The following is a 16,256-nucleotide window of genomic DNA, read 5'->3' on the forward strand; positions in this document are numbered from 1 at the left end:
CGCTTAACAATTATTTAAAACCTCGAATTATATGTGAAAATGAATGAAAATTATAAAAACACAATATTTTTAGTTTGAGTATTGAAACCGCCTGGGAATATGGTAACAAATACAAGCCATAGCGGCGGAAATGTCGGGAATCCATAAGCCTGCAACATAAGCCAAAAAGTACTAAAGGGAGACCTCTGTGCTTTTTGGCTTTTATTTTATAAAAATTTAAGAGGTGAAATGGATTGAAACAATACAGCCATATCCTGGCAGCGCTTGATGTGCTCAGTAACCCTAATGTTGATGCCTTTGACGAAGCGTGCCGTGTCGCGGTTAAGCACGATGCCGACCTGACGCTCGCCTATGTGTTTCATTATAATGAATATTCCTCGCTCGGATGGATGGACCCGATCGGTATCAGGCGGCTGCACGCAGAAGCAGAATACCGGCTTGAAGCGTACCGGAAAAACGCCGAAGAAAAAGGCGTACCGCGGGTAAAGACCGTCCTGGACAATGGAGTGCCGAAAAAACGTCTCGTGAACCAGCTCTGTGAAAGGGTTGACCCGGATCTTATCATTCTCGGGCAGTCCGGCGGCAATGCCCTCGGCCAGGCGATACAGGGAAACACCACCACAAAAACGGTGGTGAAGCACGCTCCCTGCGACGTTCATGTCGTTGACCCGGCGATCGCTTCGATCCAGCGAGCGCACACCGCACCGCTTCAGTAAAACAAAAGATCCCCGGGGGGAGTAATCCCGCCGGGGATCTTTGTGCGTCATTAAAGAGTGTATTGGTTTTTATCGTCCCATTTTTGTTTAATCACTGGAAGGTCACTAACGGTAGTGATGATAAGCTCTTCATCGCGAAAGGCGTTTAAGCTGGCGAGCAGTTCATCCTCGGAACAAAAATAAACGGGTTCCGAGCTGCCGAAGCGTGAGCGGATATCGGCGGCTGTTCCTATGTATACCTGGTTTTTGGGACGTTGAAGTACATATGCAAAATGGTCGATGGCAATGACCTCCTTTATAGGGACTTATAGTAAGAATAGCACGTCAGGGGTGAAACAGAAAGCAGAATGCCTGGAATTTAAATAGAATATGAACAGTAAAGAAAACGGCTTGAGCCTGGCGGGAGCCATAATCAAGCCGTTTTTGAGTTGTTTCAGGGATTTACGTTTCATTGGGCCTTGGAGAAATAAAGCAGAAAATGCCTAAAAGAAGGGCGGAAACCGCTATAGCCCAGTACGTAAACAATAAGCTGACGAGAGTGAGAGTACCGAACCAGATTTGAAAAAAACGGCGTTCGTTCATAGCTTCACCTCTTATGTGGAATTTAGAGCCCGGGATTCATAAGCTGCAGGGCCGCTGAAACAACCTCCGGGCGGCTTCTTTTCCCGTCGGGGTCTGGGCAAGCCCTCCTTCAGCAGTCTCTTTCAGGCTGCCCGGCATGTCGCGGCCGATCGTATGCATCGTCTGAATAACTTCATCGCAGGGGATGCGGCTGGTTATGCCCGCTAAAGCCATATCGGCCGCTGAAAAAGCGATGGAGGTGCCGATGACGTTTCTTTTCACGCACGGCACTTCGACGAGCCCGGCAACCGGATCACATACGAGTCCGAGAAGGGACTTCATTGCTATTGCGGTGGCGTGGGCTGCCTGCTCCGGGGAGCCATGCTGCAGCTCCGTAATCGTGCCCGCAGCCATGGCCGTCGCTGAGCCAATTTCCGCCTGACAGCCGCCTGCCGCGCCGGAAATAAAGGCGTGATTCGCAAATACGTAACCGATGGCACTTGCTGTGAACAGCCCCATCGTCAGGGTGTCATCATCGATGCTGCGGTTATCCTGGAGAGAGACCAGAATGCCCGGTAGTATACCTGCGGACCCGGCCGTGGGAGTTGCGACGATAAGGCCCATTTTTGCGTTGCTTTCCGACGTGGCCATCGCTGCTTCCATCGCCGTGCTGATGACCGGTCCGGATAACGGGTCGGTGTTTTGATTATACTGATGCATCCGGTAAGCATCACCGCCCGAGAGCCTGCTCTCTGTTTCCGTAATGTCACTCACTCCGTCCCGGACCGCCTGCTTCATTACCTGCAGCCGCTCCTGCATGCGTCCGAAAATCTGCTCCCGGGAAAAATTGGAGCGGCGAACCTCACGGCGCAGCATCCACTCGCCAATGGAAATGTCCTGAGCCATGCATTCCTGTACAATACTTTCAATGGTATCGTTCATATAAATGACGCCTCCTTTTTCGTGCGGGCTGCAATCGATAAAATATCCGGACCCGTTCCCAAATTAATGCTGGTGTCATGACCGTTAATTCCATAAATGCAGGCCACTCCGCCGCCGATGGAGGCGCCGGATACGCGGACGGTTTCTATGCCGGACGATGCCTGAAGATGTACAGTGTTCGGGTGGCATCCGCCTGGAGTGCCCGGACAGAACTGGAAGTCGTAACGAAGGCCTTCGTCTTTGGCCAGCGCATACGCACTCCGGACGTTGGTGTCGTGGGCGGATAATCCGAGCAGGCCGCCGATTATGGCTTTGTCCGAGCCGTGTCCCTGATAGGTGGAGGCGAGAGAGCCGTAGAACGTGATTGTCACATCTGTGACCTCTCCCAGCCAGTCGTGCACAAATTTCCCGATCGATACGACCCCCGCTGTGTGAGAGCTCGAGGGACCGACCATAATCGGGCCGATAATATCAAAACAGCTGTCAAACTCCATAGCGATTCCTCCAAATTTGAATTGAAAACGATTACATTAATGCAAAAAAAGACAGAGAAACGGCCTGAATCGCCGTTTCTCTGTCTGTGTGCCTGAAAGATTTCATTCTTTGACAAGAATTTTCTTCTTCGGCAGGTACGCATACCTTCTCCAGAGGTGCATCCTGTACTGGTCCTGGTACCTGAGAGTTTTTTCTTCCCGGCTGGTGGGAAGAATTGCTCCTTCGGTGCTGTAATATTCTACAGGCTCTCCCAATACATTCATCTGCAAAACCAATATTTTGTTACTTTTAGTGTAAACATCCGGTCTGGAAAAGTAAACCTATTTTTTGACAGCTGGCATGAGAGCGATATACTGGATGCAGCCTGTTAGCCTGGAATAATAAACCAATTTACCGAAAGAAATGAAGGGATGCGACTATGAGCGAACAAATTATTCTGCGCCCCGTCATGGCAGAAGATGAAAAAGACATTAATATTCTCCGGCGCCAGCCTTCTGTCATGCATTATACGCTGGGACTCCCTTCGGAGCGAAGAACCTCCAGCCAGTCATTTATTGAAGGGCTGACGGCGAACGATCATGTGATTGTTGCCGAGTACGGCGGCCGGGTCGTCGGTATCGGCTCTCTGGAGGTGCTGAGCGGTAAGCTGCATTACTACGGCATGACTGCCATGGCGGTGCACGATGAGTTTCAGAACCGGGGGATCGGCAGCCGTCTGCTTGATCATCTGCTGGATATCGCCGATAATTATTTAGGCTTATTCCGGCTGGAGCTCGATGTGGTGGAAGAAAACACGCGCGCAGTACAGCTGTATAAAAGCCGCGGGTTTGAACCAGAAGGTACGCTCCGTAAAGCCCATTTTGCCCGTGGCGCGTTTTACAATGTGCTGGTGATGGGCCGGCTGAACACTGCGTTGTTCCCGACAGACTGAGAACCTCGTTGGAAAATTAAGGAACCAGGGAGATTGTCACTTCCAAAAATTAGATTATTATGAAAAAATAGAAAAGAAGAGCTTACAACAAGAGTGATTAAAGGAGTGTATGTATGCAACAGGAACCTGCCGGTTTTGGCAGCAGGCTGCTCGCTATTGTTATTGACGGCCTCCTGCTTTCTTTCCCCATTCTTCTCATTAGTATGCTGGCCATGCTATGGATCAACCCCGATGAAGTGAATGTCGATATATTTTCCGGTGCCGGATCGCTTCTATATTCCATGATTCTGCCGATAGTATGGCAGGGCCAGACGGTCGGGAAGTATGCCATGGGCATTCAGATTGTGAAAATGGACGGAAGGAAGCTTGGCATCGGGGCAATGCTGATGCGCGTGCTCGTAGCTAATATTTTGTACGGAATTACTCTATACATACTGATGATCACGAGTATAATTATGGTGCTTGTCCGTAAGGACAAACGGGCCCTGCACGATTTTCTTGCGGGCACCCGGGTGGTGAAAAAAAGCCGGTAGCTTTACTATCGGGATGGTAACGCCAATCATGCGAGCGGAGGAAATACATGATAAAAAAGATCTTTTCTGCCGGGGCAGCTGGCATATTCATCCTTTTAAGCGCCTGTTCCGTACCTTCTTACTATACGGAGGAAGAGGAAGAGGTCCCTGGAAATATAGAAACGGAATGGGGAGAAGAAGTGCCGCTTCCGTTGTTGAACGATGCACCGGTTTCGAGGGCGCAGATTAACGAGAATGAAGAGGGGGAGCCCGAGGAAGTGGAGATTTGGTACAGCGAGGAAGAAGAGGACGAGCTTCTTCCTTATTTTCAGGACGCGGGCAACCGGCACCGGTATGAAGAGGACTACAGTACACGGCTTGTGTACGGCATCAACAGCAACGACATTCACATTATTTTAAATTACGAAGCGGGCGATCAGATGGTATTCGGCGCTCACGATGACGTGCTCAGTATTGGGGGACGTCCGGTGGGCCGGGATATCCAGAGTGGGCCGATTACGTACACGTTTTACGCGAAGGGAGGCACCTATTCCCTCTCCTATTCAGAAGAGGCCAGGGCGGACACCGACGCGCACCGTGAACAAATTAAAGCCTTTTTACAGAACAGCGGCTAGGTTGAAGTCACGTTGTCTTGAGGAGGGAAGAGCCGTGGACTTGCTTATGGATATGCTGATCGTCGGCGCTCTGCTGATGATTGCTTTCAACATAAAAGCATTTGGTAAACGTTTGCTTCGTGTAAAGAAGAAACAGATGGATGAAGCCGCATATGAGCAGTTGAAAGCCGAAATCAAAGAAGAGCTGAAAAACGAATGGGAAAAATAAGGCAGGGACCTCCGGGTGTCTGCCTTTGTGTTGCTGGCGGCGTTAGTCTGTTTTTACAAAAAGGTACGGCGCGGGCTTTTCTTTTAAGCAGTTATGGTTCATGATTTATAAGAGAGAGATTGAACACTTTGCAAGTTCACGGAGAAAGAAGGAAGGATTTATGCGCCGGAGGACAAAAAACATATTAAGCATGCCGCAGGAATACAATAATCAGTCGCTGAAAAAGGATATGGCTGCGGGCTTTACGATTTTTATTATGATTGTGCCGCAGGGAATGGCCTACGCCGTTCTCGCCGGCCTGCCGCCGGTGATGGGGCTGTATGCCTCGCTGCTTCCGCTTTTAATCTACGCCCTGTTCGGCGGATCAAAGCATCTGGCTATCGGGCCGGTGGCGATGGCGTCGATTCTTGTTTTTTCCGGGGTGTCGCTGTACGCTGAGCCGGCGACGCCGGATTACGTGGCACTCGTGCTGCTGCTGACGGTCATGGTCGGGGTGATGCAGGTAGCGCTTGGCCTGCTGAATGCCGCCGCGTTTGTGAAATTTATTTCGCCGAACGTAATCAGCGGTTTCACCTCGGCGGTGGCGATTGCGATCGGCATGAGCCAGCTCGGGCAGTTTATGGGGATCAGTGTCGGCAGCCAGACGCAGATTATCCCGCTTTTGCGGGATGTGATCGTTCATCTGCCCCAGGTACATATCCCGACCCTGCTCGTTGGAACCTTGAGCCTGCTGGTTCTGATCGGGGGCCGGAAAGTAAAACGCAATCTCCCGGTTTCTCTGATTGTCGTCGTACTAAGCATTGCGGCAGTCGGGATTTTCCGCCTCGACAACCAGGGAGTGAGTGTCGTCGGGGAAGTGCCCCAGGGCCTTCCGGATTTTACCGTGCCGGGCTTTAACCTTGCGGATGTGCAGGTGTTAATCCCGACTGCCCTGACGATTGCATTGATTGCGATGATGGAGACGCTTGCGATCACAAAAACGCTGAGCGATAAAAACGATTTTGGTGTGAACCTGAACAAAGAGATCCGGGCGATCGGGTATGCCAATATTGCCGGTCCGTTTTTTTCCTCCTACGCGGTGACCGGAAGCTTTTCAAGAAGTGCCATCAGCTACCGTACAGGAGCAGCTTCGCAGGCGGCGATGATTATTACCGCTGCCGGGGTGCTTGTCACGCTTCTCTTTTTCACGTCTTTATTCTACTTTCTGCCGTACGCGGTACTTGCAGCCATTATTCTCGTTTCGGTCGCCGGGCTGATTAACATCCGGTCACTAAAGGACGCCTTCCGGGTGAAGCCGGAGGACGGATGGATATGGGTGGTGACGTTTGCTGCGACGCTTCTCGTCGGCATTCAGTGGGGGTTGTTAATCGGTATCGGTTTTTCCATCCTGCTGCTGCTGCGCCACATTTCCCGGCCGAACATCGTGGAGATCGGCTATGAGGAGGATACCCACAGCTATCTGGACCTGCAGCGGTTCCCGAATGCTAAGCGGGTGCCGGGTACGGTGCTCGTCCGGGCGGACACGCGTATTCATTTTTCGAACGTCGGCTATTTTGTGAAAATGGTGGAAAAAACGATTCAGGACCGCCGTAAAACAGAGAGCGGCGGGCTGAAGGCCGCGATTGATATGTCCGGGGTGAATGACATTGACACGACCGGCATCGGCGCTCTCGAACAGATCATTGAAATGTTCCGCCGGGAGCCGGACGTGCAGGTATGGTTTGTCGAGCTCAAGGGACCTGTCCGGGATCTGCTGCTGCGGGCCGGATGGGATGAAAAATACGCTGAAGCAATTAAATACCAGACCCTCGAAGGCTTTCTGGAACACGAGGGCAACGTCCCGTTTAAAACACCCGCGGAGCCGAAGCAGGACTCCTGGGACTACATGATTTAACAAAGAACGAGGCCGGCAGGGAAGAGGATCCTGCCGGCCTCGTTCTGGTCTCAGGAATATTATATACTCCTTGAAAGACTGCTGTGTTAGGGTATATAGCTATATACCTTGAATTTAAAAAATTCAAAAAAATCGTTTAAATCATAATAACCCCGGGTAAAAATCAATAGATTTATAAAGGAGGTATATACATTGAGTAAAGATCGCGATAATGAACGCGAACAAGACGAAGAAAAAAACAACGATAAGCAGAATACAAATGAAGACGGAACACTCACGACCAGGCAGGGTCATCCTGTCCGGGACAACCAAAACTCGAAAACCGTCGGTAATCGCGGGCCAACAACGCTTGAAAACTATGAATTCCTTGAAAAAATCAGCCATTTTGACCGCGAACGTGTACCGGAGCGGGTAGTGCACGCCCGTGGCGCAGGCGCCCACGGCTATTTTGAAGCGTACGGTTCCTTTGGCGATGAACCGATTTCCAAATATACACGCGCAAAAATCTTCCAGGAGGAAGGCAAGCGGACACCTGCGTTTGTACGCTTTTCCACTGTTATCCACGGCGGGACTTCCCCAGAAACACTCCGTGATCCGCGCGGATTTGCCGTGAAATTTTATACAGAGGACGGCAACTGGGACCTCGTCGGCAACAACCTGAAGGTCTTTTTTATCCGGGACGCTATCAAATTTCCAGACGTCATTCACGCATTAAAGCCCGATCCGGTAACGAACGTGCAGGACAGCGAGCGGATCTTCGACTTTATGTCGCAGACGCCGGAATCAATGCACATGCTGACGTTTTTATTCTCCCCGTGGGGCATTCCGGCCAACTACCGGCAGATGCAGGGCTCCGGGGTGAACACGTACAAATGGGTGAACGAAGACGGAGAAGCGGTGCTCGTGAAATATCACTTTGAACCGGTTCAGGGCATCCGCAACCTGACCCAGGAAGAAGCGGACAGCATCCAGAGCAAAAACTTCAACCACGCCACCCAGGATCTGTACGAAGCGATCGAGGAAGGCAATTATCCGGAATGGGAGCTTCGCGTGCAGGTAATGAGCGACGACGATCATCCGGAGCTCGACTTTGACCCGCTCGACGATACGAAGCTGTGGCCGAAGGAGCAGTTCCCGTGGATCCCGGTCGGCAAGCTCGTGCTTGACCGCAATCCGGAGGACTATTTCAACGAAGTGGAACAGGTGGCATTCGGTACCGGGGTCCTTGTCGACGGCATGGATTTCTCCGATGACAAAATGCTGCAGGGACGTACGTTCTCATACTCCGATACGCAGCGGTACCGCGTCGGTGCGAACTATCTGCAGCTGCCAATCAACCAGGCGAAGAAAAAAGTCGCCACCAACCAGCGCGGCGGACAGATGTCGTATAAAGTCGATAATGACGAAGGACAGAATCCGCACGTGAACTACGAGCCTTCCACGCTGAATAATCTGAAGGAAGCGGAGATGAGCGGCAAGCCGCACACTCCTTATACCGAAGGAGAAGTGAAAAAAGAAGCCATCGACCGCCAGAATCCTTACCGGCAGGCGGGAGAAACATTCCGTAAGTTTAAGGAATGGGAAAAAGATGAATTAATCAAAAACCTCGTTGATAACCTGATTCCGTGTAAAAAGGAAATTCAGGAGGAAATGATTGCCCACTTTAAAAAGTGCGATGAGGATTACGGCCGCCGGGTCGAAGAAGGGCTGAAAAACAGCAGCTCCTCTGACGGCGCTGACCAGGACGCCACGCACGGAGGACCGGCAGGCGCCACGAAAACAGAAGAAGGCGTCAAGCAGGCTGAAGAGCATGGTATTCCGTCGGACCCTTACTAAGAGGGAAGCCTAAAAACAATAAAAGAGCTGAAGCTGGAGATCATCCTCCGGCTTCAGCTCTTTATTAATTTTCCGTTATTTATTCGAAAAGCGGCTGGCCGTTATCGTCGTCAAACGTATGGAAGCATGGCGGCGTCTTCGTGTTGTGGCTTAGATCATATGAGGCCCACGGGGCTTTCAACACACGGGCATCAGACAGAAAACATACAGGAGTCCCGTTCACCGCGAATGGATGAAGCGCCTGAAACAATTTGTCGATGCTTTCAAACATGTGTACTTCCTGTCCGTGAAGGTAAGGATCCAGGCTCACCGCTGTCCCGATGATCAGCTCCTGTTCATAAAAAGTATAACCGAATACGATGGAAGACATATTTTAAATAACTCCTTTAATAAAGTGAAAAGGGCGTTCCAATCCATAGAATGGAAACCCTAAAAAGCATTTTTTCTTTTACCTGAATCAGGTGCAGAGAAAAATGAATATTATTCAGTCAGCTGTAACTATAAGCAATTCTATACAGGGTTAATCCCCGTATCTGAAGAAATACCCCTTTTTTATAATAATTACTCATGCCAAAAGTGCTAATTTAAAACGATGTAGGCTGTAAGCTTTGTCCTAAGTAGTAATCGAATACACTGCAGAATTTATTAAAGACGTACCGTCAGCGGACCGTTCATCATTTTTAAATATGCCGTCCAACTGAAAGCCGGCCTTCTCAAGCAGGGCGGTGCTTGGATAATTCCGCTCATCTGTCCAGGCTTCGATCCGGTTCATTCCCAGATCCTCCAAAGCGTAACGGACAGCTTCCATGACAGTCTCGAGTGCAAATCCTCTGCGCTGATAAGGGTCCAGGATCCAGTAGCCAAGCTCACAGCGCGGAATGTGCCAGTCAATTTCCTGAATAACAACGCTTCCGACGAAGGAACAGTGCTGTTTTTCGAATAAAAGATAGCGCAGCTTCTGCTTTTTGGAAAATTGTGCGCAGGCTTCCGTTAAAAAGGCTTCAGTACCCGCAGGCGTTGGAGGCTCCTGAAAGGCGCTCATCCAGGTTTTAAGACTGGAATGGGACTGCCGGATGCCCTGGAAAACAGTGTCTGTATCCCTGGAAGGATCCGGAATTCTCATCAGCAGCCGTCCGGTCTCCAGTTTTTCCTTCATAATGTCACCTCCTAAAACGCGGCAATGCAAACTTTTAATCCAATAAAAGGAAATTAAATAAAATCATACCATAGAAGCGAGTGTAAAGCATCAAAAGCTGAAGCATTTTATCCTGGTCTGAATTTAAAAAGTATTCGTTTACAAATGTTTGCAGAAAAATCATTCAAGGTATAAGAACAAAGTAATTGAAAGTACAGAAGGTGACCGGACAGTCAGAGGAATGATTTAACACACAGGAGGCTTTAACTATGGAATATATTTATCTTGGAAACTCTGGCCTGCGCGTGCCGAAGTATATACTCGGAACCATTCCCTTCAGCGGAACGAACGGCTTTGAAGCGACCGGAAGCATTAATGAAAAGGACGCCCGCCGTATCGTGGATATATCGCTTGAGGCAGGCATGAACATGTTTGATACCGCGAATCTGTATTCGAAGGGCGATGCCGAGCGCGTTTTGGGGTCTGCCATTAAAGGCCGGCGGAACGAAGTGCTTCTGACATCCAAAACCGGCTTTCATTTTGATAATGATCCGAACGCTTTCGGTGCATCCCGAAGCAACATTCAAGCGTCCATCGATCGGACGCTGGAACGGCTGGGCACCGATCATCTGGATGTATATTTTGTCCACCTCTGGGACGGCCGCACGCCGGTGGAGGAAACCGTGGAAACAATGACCAACCTCGTGAAATCCGGAAAAATCCGGTACTGGGGCGTTTCTAACTACAGCGGATGGGCGCTGGCAAGAACGTTTACCGTCGCAGAGCGTCCGGGCTACATTCCGCCGGTCACTCAGCAGATCTACTACACGCCGGAGGCTCGTGAAGCGGAATATGAGCTGCTGCCGGCAGGCCGGGAGCTTGGCGTGAGTTCAATGATCTGGAGCCCGCTTGGGGAAGGACTGCTGACGGGGAAAATCGGGCGGAACAAAAAAGCACCGGCGAATACCCGCCAGGGCGGCGGGTGGCCGGAGCCGTGGATTCAGGATGAAGAACGCCTGTATCAGGTGATTGACGCGCTCGAGGAAGTAGCCGAAGGGCGAAACGCCACCGTGCCGCAAATCGCCTACGCGTGGGTGAAGCATCGCCCGAATGTCGGCCCGATCGTGATCGCAGCCCGCAACGAAGAGCAGCTGCGCGAAAATCTGGCTTCGGCAGATATGTATTTAACGCAGGATGAGCATGACCGGATCGAATCCGTCGCGCGTCCGGCACCGATTTACCCGTTGTGGCACCGGACAATGGGCGGCTTTGAGATGGGGAGCCCTTCCGAAATGCCGTATCTGGAAGGATACAAGAAGTCGATGGGGATGGATGAACAATAAAAAAATGTACCGGCATTAGAATATCCGATGCCGGTACATTTTTTTTATTGTGCTTTAAATTACTTAAGCTTGAATATCTTTTAGGGAAGAAAATCTATCGGGCGGTTACAGAAAATCCGCTATTTTTAACAGAAAAGATGAATTATTGATATTTTATGAATTATAATTAATAGATTATGAACGCGAAATGTAGTATGTTTATAAGGACAGACTAATACATAAGACAAAGGAACATCTGCGATGAGCATGAATTATGAACGGTTCCGTTCGCTGTATGATCGGGAGATAGAGAAAATGGAACAGGCTGAAAACGAAGATCTGGTGCAGCTGTATATGGCACAGAACCGCTTTTTCGACTGCATCTTCCGCAGCCGCAAAAACGAGGCCAAAAAAGAACTGGCAGCCATTTACCGGATCATTTTGCTGGAGCCGGAGGACGACAAACGCCTGCTGGTGCTGAAGCAGTATTACTTCTTTCTGATTGGCGGCTTTCTGGACCGGTACACCCAGACATTTTCTTATAATAAAAAGGCGCTTGCCGCCTCGGTAGCCCTGATCAATGTCATGGAAGAATGGGAGCGGGAAGAGGATTTTTATGAAGGAATCAACGTGCTGGTAGACGGTATGCTTGATACGACCTGGAACGATGATTTCCAGTCCTACAATAACCCGATTATTTCAAGGTTTATTACACTCGTAAATCAGCAGATCTACCAGGAATTGAACACGGAGATACTGGCCAATCAGCTCGGCATCTCCCATAGTCATATTTCCCGGCTGGTCAACGAAGAACTGGGGACGTCTATTCCGAACTACGTGACTTATAAACGGACCGAGGAGGCGGCATACCTTCTGCAGGCGACCGCCCAACCGGTGAAATCAATCGCTGAGCGCCTGCGGTTTTCGAGCGCCAGCTATTTTGGGGTGTGCTTTAAAAGCATTCATGGCTGCACGCCAAGGCAGTATCGTATATTTGCAGCCCAGCGGTAAAAAAGGTTAACGCAGCTAATAAGGATAAAGATAGGAGCGGTCAGCCGCTTCTGGCAAAGAAAGAGAAAGAGGGAAAATGAATGCGCACGCAGGATTTAAAACAGGCGGTCATTACCTGCCTGGAAGCAAATGATGGTGAAATGGAAATGTCTGCGCTGGTGAGGCAGGTAACCCGCAAGCTGTCATTTCCCGTACACGCCAAGGAACTAGACGATTGTGTCAATGGATTAGAGCAGACTGGTGCTGTCAAAAAACTGAGATCTTCGTCAGGGTCAGCAGCGGTAGTTTTACGAAAAGACGCATCCAGCATCGCTGGTTATTTTATAGAAAGCATACATAAGAGCCGTCTCTAACTAATAGAGGTGGCTTTTTTATATTATTGTCATCTAAGTATTTAACTTTCTAAGGAAGGAAGTTCCTTCGTCTTAATAAAGTCGGTTTGCTTCTCATAGTTCATATAGAAGGAGCGGCACAGGTTTGAACGCATCCGAGCTTCATGCAGCAGACGAGGAATTGCTTGCCCATTTTTCCATTGCGCTTAACTATACTATATGATTTGTTTTATTTTGCAACTGTTTTTTGAATTTTTGTATTTTCAGTTGAAAAAATAATCGATATGTTTTATATTTCAACATGTAAGCGCTATTATATATACTGTTGCAAATTGCAAAAATAAAAAGGAGGTTGTATAATGCGTATTAAAGCGAATATGGAGAAAATTCCTGGAGGCATGATGGTAGTTCCTTTGTTACTTGGGGCCCTGATTAACACCTTTTTCCCTGGTATGCTGCGTATCGGAGGTTTTACTCAAGAACTTTTTGTTGACGGCGCGTTAGTGCTAATTGCATTATTTTTACTTTGTGCGGGAGCGCAAATAAACGTAAGGAACGTAGGAACCACGATAGGTAAAGGTGTCACGTTATTGACAGTCAAATGGGCGGTAGGGGCTGCTTTCGGCTTGATTGCTTATGCTTTTGCCGGTACGGATGGTTTATTTCTAGGGCTTGCCCCTTTAGCTATTATCGCAGCCATGACAAATAGTAATGGTGGATTGTATGTAGCGCTTGTCGGGCAGTACGGCAAAGGAGACGACAGGGCGGCCTACTCCATACTGGCGCTTAATGACGGCCCTTTTCTTACGATGGTGGCGTTATCGATTTTTGGTGCAATGGGCTTTGTAGACGGTTTATTTTCGGTCATTGATTTCGTTGCGGTGCTTTTGCCAATTGTGATTGGGGCGGTTTTAGGAAATCTGGATGAAGAAATGAGAGACTTTCTGGACTCTGGGAGCAACATGCTGATTCCGTTTTTCGCCTTCGCGCTGGGTATGGGAATTAACTTTGCGGACATTTTAGCGGGGGGACTCGGCGGCATCGTCCTTGGATTTATGACTGTATTTCTAACCGGAACCGCTGGCTACTGGGTGTTCAAGCTGTTCAACTGGAACCCGATTGTAGGGGCTTCGGAGGGCTCCTCAGCAGGTAACTCAGTTGCGACTCCGGCAGCGATAGCTTCCGCCAATGCCGCCTTCGCCAGTGTGGAATCCGTGGCTACCGTCCAGGTGGCAGCCAGTGTCGTGACTACTGCTATACTATTGCCTATTTATGTAGGCTTTCTTGTAAAGCGTTTGGAGAAAAAAGGAAAGCTTCAAACGTATCTTCAATGATATTTAACGTAAAATGAGAGGATTTCAAAACATGAAGTCCTCTTATTTTTGCCAGACGAGGTGATCTTAATATGGATATATGTATAATCGCTGATGATCTAACGGGAGCGAATGACTCGGGGGTACAGTGCGTTCAATACGGTTACCGCCCCTCTGTTGCCATTAAGGCAAGCGATACAAGTGATTTTGTGAATAAAGAAGCACTTATCATTGACACAGATTCGAGGGAAATAACCTCCGAAGAAGCCTACCGGACGGTTAAAGAATCTGTCGGGCCAATTACTGTGAATCCCCCGGCATTAATGTATAAAAAAATTGACTCTACGATGAGAGGGAACATTGGACATGAATTGGACGCGCTGTATGATGCGTTTTTACCGGATTTTATCCTGCTCAACCCTGCTTATCCCGAGAATGGAAGAACAGTTAGAAATGGAAATTTATATGTAAATGACAAAGCTTTAAAGGAAACCGGCATATCTACTTTTCCTAATCAGAGCGTCAGTTCTTCAAAAGTTACTGCTCTTCTTCAATTGCAAAGCAGTTATAAAGCTTATCATCTAAATGAAGATGATCTATACTCCGGTGAACTTGCAGAGCTGCTTAAACGTCTGAAAGGGGAGGGCGTGGTATATCTTAGCTTCGACGGGGAAACGGAGGAGCTGATGTTAAGCCAGAGCCGGGCGCTTGCAGCCACCGGGAACGATTTTATCTGGGCTGGTTCTGCCGGCCTCATGAAATTTTTACCTGATGTTTACGGATTAAGCGGGAGCGAAGCCTCCTCTGAAAAAGCAGAAAGGTTAAATGAGTGTGAGTCCGTTTTGGTTGTAGCTGGAAGCCGCAGCGGTATAACTCAAAAACAGAAAGCCCGCCTGGAGGCGGATTACCCCGGGTGGTCGGTACCACCGGAAATTTTTTTGGATCCCGGATGGCAGTATGATCCTTCCATCAAAGAAATTCTTCGGGCTGTTTCAGAGCGTAGTCATCCAGTAATGCTTATTTCCACGGATACAACTCAAACGGCTGTAGAGAATGTTAAAGAAAAAGCGGAAGAAATAAATATACCGATGGCGGAAGCCACGAAAAAAATTGCTGAAGGATTGGGCAGGTTAACACGCATGATTTTCGATATTGAAACGTTTGATTCGATCTTAATGACGGGCGGGGACGTAGCCAGATCGGTGTGCCTTTCACTGGAAAGCATAGAATTTGAATTGTTTCAGGAATTTGAACCTGGTATCCCCCTGGGAAGACTGCGCGGATATTATAATCCTATAGCCATTACGAAAGCAGGGGCTTTTGGTACGGAAAATACGTTCATTCATGCGATCGAAACACTGAGAGGAGAAATTTTAAAATGACAAAGCCAGTTATTGGGATTACGATGGGAGATGCTGCAGGAGTAGGACCAGAAATTATTGTAAAAGCTCTGGCAGGTGCTTCTGTTTATGAATATTGCACGCCAGTGGTCATCGGTGACACCGGACGTCTAGAGGACGTAATAAAAATTACGAATACCGGCCAGACAGTAGTGTCCATATCGGATCCTTCAGAGGCGAAAGTGGATCCTTCAGTAATTAATTGCCTCCAGGTAGGGGATTTAGACCCTGATCTTCCCTTTGGTCAGTTATCGTTCGAGGCGGGCAAGCATGCATTTTTATATTTGGAAAAAGCAGTGCAGCTTGCCATGGAGAAGCGTATTGATGCTATCTGTACGGCTCCGTTAAATAAGGAAGCTCTTCAGGGAGCAGGATACAATTATCCGGGACATACAGAAATTCTTGCTGATTTGACAGGCACGAAGGATTATTCCATGATGCTTTCTGCTCCCAATCTGAAGGTTATTCATCTCACAACCCATCTGGGGTTGAAGGATGCCATTGAAGCAATAACGCCCGAACGCACGTATAACGTCATTCGTCTCGCTCACAGCACACTCTCAAAGGCCGGCTTTTCCAATCCTAAAATTGCTGTATGCGGTATTAACCCACATGCTGGGGAGAACGGTTTGTTTGGATATGGAGAAGAAGAAAAGCAGCTGCTCCCTGGCATTCAGAAGGCTCAGGAGGAAAATATCAACGTGGAAGGGCCTTATCCGGCAGATACGCTGTTTTTTCGTGCAGGCCGGGGCGATTTTGACGTTGTCGTAGCATGCTATCACGACCAGGGCCACGCTCCAGTGAAGGTTCTTGGACTTGAAGCTGGAGTGAATATTACGGTTGGTTTAAATTACGGGGTCATACGAACCTCGGTCGATCATGGGACAGCTTTTGACATAGCCGGAAAAAATATCGCGGATGAGCGGAGTCTTCTTGAAGCGCTCACTATCGCTGCGGAGCTGGCACCTAAATAACTTGTTCTCCGAATCTTGCATTTTCATGTAAAATATGAA

The 16,256-nt window shown here is 48.9% G+C and carries 18 protein-coding genes and 2 riboswitches; of the genes, 13 read left to right on the forward strand and 5 right to left on the reverse strand.

The features are described 5' to 3' along the window. The first annotated feature begins 233 nt into the window (after positions 1-233). Positions 234-716 carry a universal stress protein gene (locus tag ACTRXF_RS02080; RefSeq protein ID WP_474260727.1) on the forward strand — a complete coding sequence of 161 codons (483 nt, stop codon included), beginning with the start codon at positions 234-236 and terminating at the stop codon, positions 714-716. A 441-nt stretch (positions 717-1,157) separates the two neighbouring features. Here ACTRXF_RS02080 and ACTRXF_RS02085 read toward each other — a convergent pair whose 3' ends face one another. The 3 genes from ACTRXF_RS02085 to ACTRXF_RS02095 are packed head-to-tail and all read right to left on the reverse strand — an operon-like array spanning position 1,158 to position 2,713. Continuing rightward, positions 1,158-1,298 (reverse strand): hypothetical protein, encoded by a 141-nt coding sequence (locus tag ACTRXF_RS02085; protein ID WP_474277625.1) that lies wholly within the window; start codon positions 1,296-1,298, stop codon positions 1,158-1,160. 36 nt (positions 1,299-1,334) lie between these two features. After that, complete coding sequence (gene sdaAA / locus ACTRXF_RS02090) at positions 1,335-2,219, reverse strand: L-serine ammonia-lyase, iron-sulfur-dependent, subunit alpha (protein WP_474277627.1); 885 nt, start codon at positions 2,217-2,219, stop codon at positions 1,335-1,337. Beyond that, positions 2,216-2,713, reverse strand: coding sequence for a serine dehydratase beta chain (locus tag ACTRXF_RS02095; RefSeq protein WP_474277629.1), 498 nt, complete (start codon positions 2,711-2,713; stop codon positions 2,216-2,218). Before ACTRXF_RS02095 ends, sdaAA begins: the two co-directional genes overlap by 4 nt. Before the next feature lie 78 nt (positions 2,714-2,791). Next, positions 2,792-2,869: riboswitch (glycine riboswitch) on the reverse strand. Positions 2,870-2,872: 3 nt separating this feature from the next. Further along, positions 2,873-2,977, reverse strand: a riboswitch (glycine riboswitch). Between the two features lie 155 nt (positions 2,978-3,132). Between ACTRXF_RS02095 and ACTRXF_RS02100 the strand changes: the two genes are divergently transcribed. The 6 genes from ACTRXF_RS02100 (at position 3,133) to ACTRXF_RS02125 (ending at position 8,730) form a co-directional block, all read left to right on the forward strand. After that, positions 3,133-3,645 carry a GNAT family N-acetyltransferase gene (locus ACTRXF_RS02100; protein WP_474277631.1) on the forward strand — a complete coding sequence of 171 codons (513 nt, stop codon included), beginning with the start codon at positions 3,133-3,135 and terminating at the stop codon, positions 3,643-3,645. Positions 3,646-3,758: 113 nt separating this feature from the next. After that, positions 3,759-4,178, forward strand: coding sequence for an RDD family protein (locus ACTRXF_RS02105; protein ID WP_474277634.1), 420 nt, complete (start codon positions 3,759-3,761; stop codon positions 4,176-4,178). A gap of 47 nt (positions 4,179-4,225) precedes the next feature. Continuing rightward, entirely contained in the window at positions 4,226-4,792 is a 567-nt protein-coding gene (locus ACTRXF_RS02110) for a hypothetical protein (RefSeq protein ID WP_474277637.1), read from the forward strand. Positions 4,793-4,826: 34 nt separating this feature from the next. Continuing rightward, positions 4,827-5,000 carry a hypothetical protein gene (locus ACTRXF_RS02115; RefSeq protein ID WP_474277639.1) on the forward strand — a complete coding sequence of 58 codons (174 nt, stop codon included), beginning with the start codon at positions 4,827-4,829 and terminating at the stop codon, positions 4,998-5,000. Positions 5,001-5,160: 160 nt separating this feature from the next. Further along, a complete protein-coding gene (locus tag ACTRXF_RS02120) occupies positions 5,161-6,894 on the forward strand; it encodes a SulP family inorganic anion transporter (RefSeq protein WP_474277641.1) in 1,734 nt (577 codons plus the stop codon). Positions 6,895-7,086: 192 nt separating this feature from the next. Then, positions 7,087-8,730: a catalase gene (locus tag ACTRXF_RS02125; RefSeq protein WP_474277643.1), complete on the forward strand. Its 1,644-nt coding sequence runs from the start codon at positions 7,087-7,089 to the stop codon at positions 8,728-8,730. Positions 8,731-8,809: 79 nt separating this feature from the next. Here ACTRXF_RS02125 and ACTRXF_RS02130 read toward each other — a convergent pair whose 3' ends face one another. Both ACTRXF_RS02130 and ACTRXF_RS02135 read right to left on the reverse strand, forming a co-directional pair. Next, positions 8,810-9,100, reverse strand: a complete 291-nt coding sequence (locus ACTRXF_RS02130; RefSeq protein WP_474277646.1) for a hypothetical protein — start codon at positions 9,098-9,100, stop codon at positions 8,810-8,812. A gap of 243 nt (positions 9,101-9,343) precedes the next feature. Continuing rightward, positions 9,344-9,886 carry a GNAT family N-acetyltransferase gene (locus ACTRXF_RS02135; RefSeq protein WP_474277649.1) on the reverse strand — a complete coding sequence of 181 codons (543 nt, stop codon included), beginning with the start codon at positions 9,884-9,886 and terminating at the stop codon, positions 9,344-9,346. A gap of 248 nt (positions 9,887-10,134) precedes the next feature. On the opposite strand from ACTRXF_RS02135, the gene ACTRXF_RS02140 reads away from it, so the two are divergent. The 6 genes from ACTRXF_RS02140 (at position 10,135) to pdxA (ending at position 16,217) form a co-directional block, all read left to right on the forward strand. After that, entirely contained in the window at positions 10,135-11,208 is a 1,074-nt protein-coding gene (locus tag ACTRXF_RS02140; RefSeq protein WP_474277651.1) for an aldo/keto reductase, read from the forward strand. 240 nt (positions 11,209-11,448) lie between these two features. Beyond that, positions 11,449-12,198, forward strand: a complete 750-nt coding sequence (locus ACTRXF_RS02145) for a helix-turn-helix transcriptional regulator (RefSeq protein WP_474277653.1) — start codon at positions 11,449-11,451, stop codon at positions 12,196-12,198. A gap of 80 nt (positions 12,199-12,278) precedes the next feature. Further along, the gene (locus ACTRXF_RS02150) at positions 12,279-12,551 is read left to right on the forward strand and encodes a hypothetical protein (RefSeq protein ID WP_474260747.1); all 273 of its coding nucleotides are present in this window, start codon (positions 12,279-12,281) and stop codon (positions 12,549-12,551) included. A gap of 338 nt (positions 12,552-12,889) precedes the next feature. Then, complete coding sequence (locus ACTRXF_RS02155) at positions 12,890-13,864, forward strand: 2-keto-3-deoxygluconate permease (RefSeq protein WP_474260748.1); 975 nt, start codon at positions 12,890-12,892, stop codon at positions 13,862-13,864. Positions 13,865-13,935: 71 nt separating this feature from the next. Continuing rightward, entirely contained in the window at positions 13,936-15,225 is a 1,290-nt protein-coding gene (locus ACTRXF_RS02160) for a four-carbon acid sugar kinase family protein (RefSeq protein ID WP_474277655.1), read from the forward strand. Continuing rightward, positions 15,222-16,217 carry a 4-hydroxythreonine-4-phosphate dehydrogenase PdxA gene (gene pdxA, locus ACTRXF_RS02165; RefSeq protein ID WP_474277657.1) on the forward strand — a complete coding sequence of 332 codons (996 nt, stop codon included), beginning with the start codon at positions 15,222-15,224 and terminating at the stop codon, positions 16,215-16,217. The genes ACTRXF_RS02160 and pdxA overlap by 4 nt, the downstream gene beginning before the upstream one ends. The last annotated feature ends 39 nt before the right edge of the window (positions 16,218-16,256 follow it).

It is taken from the genome of Marinococcus sp. LNHM3E3-2.2 (assembly GCF_056034385.1).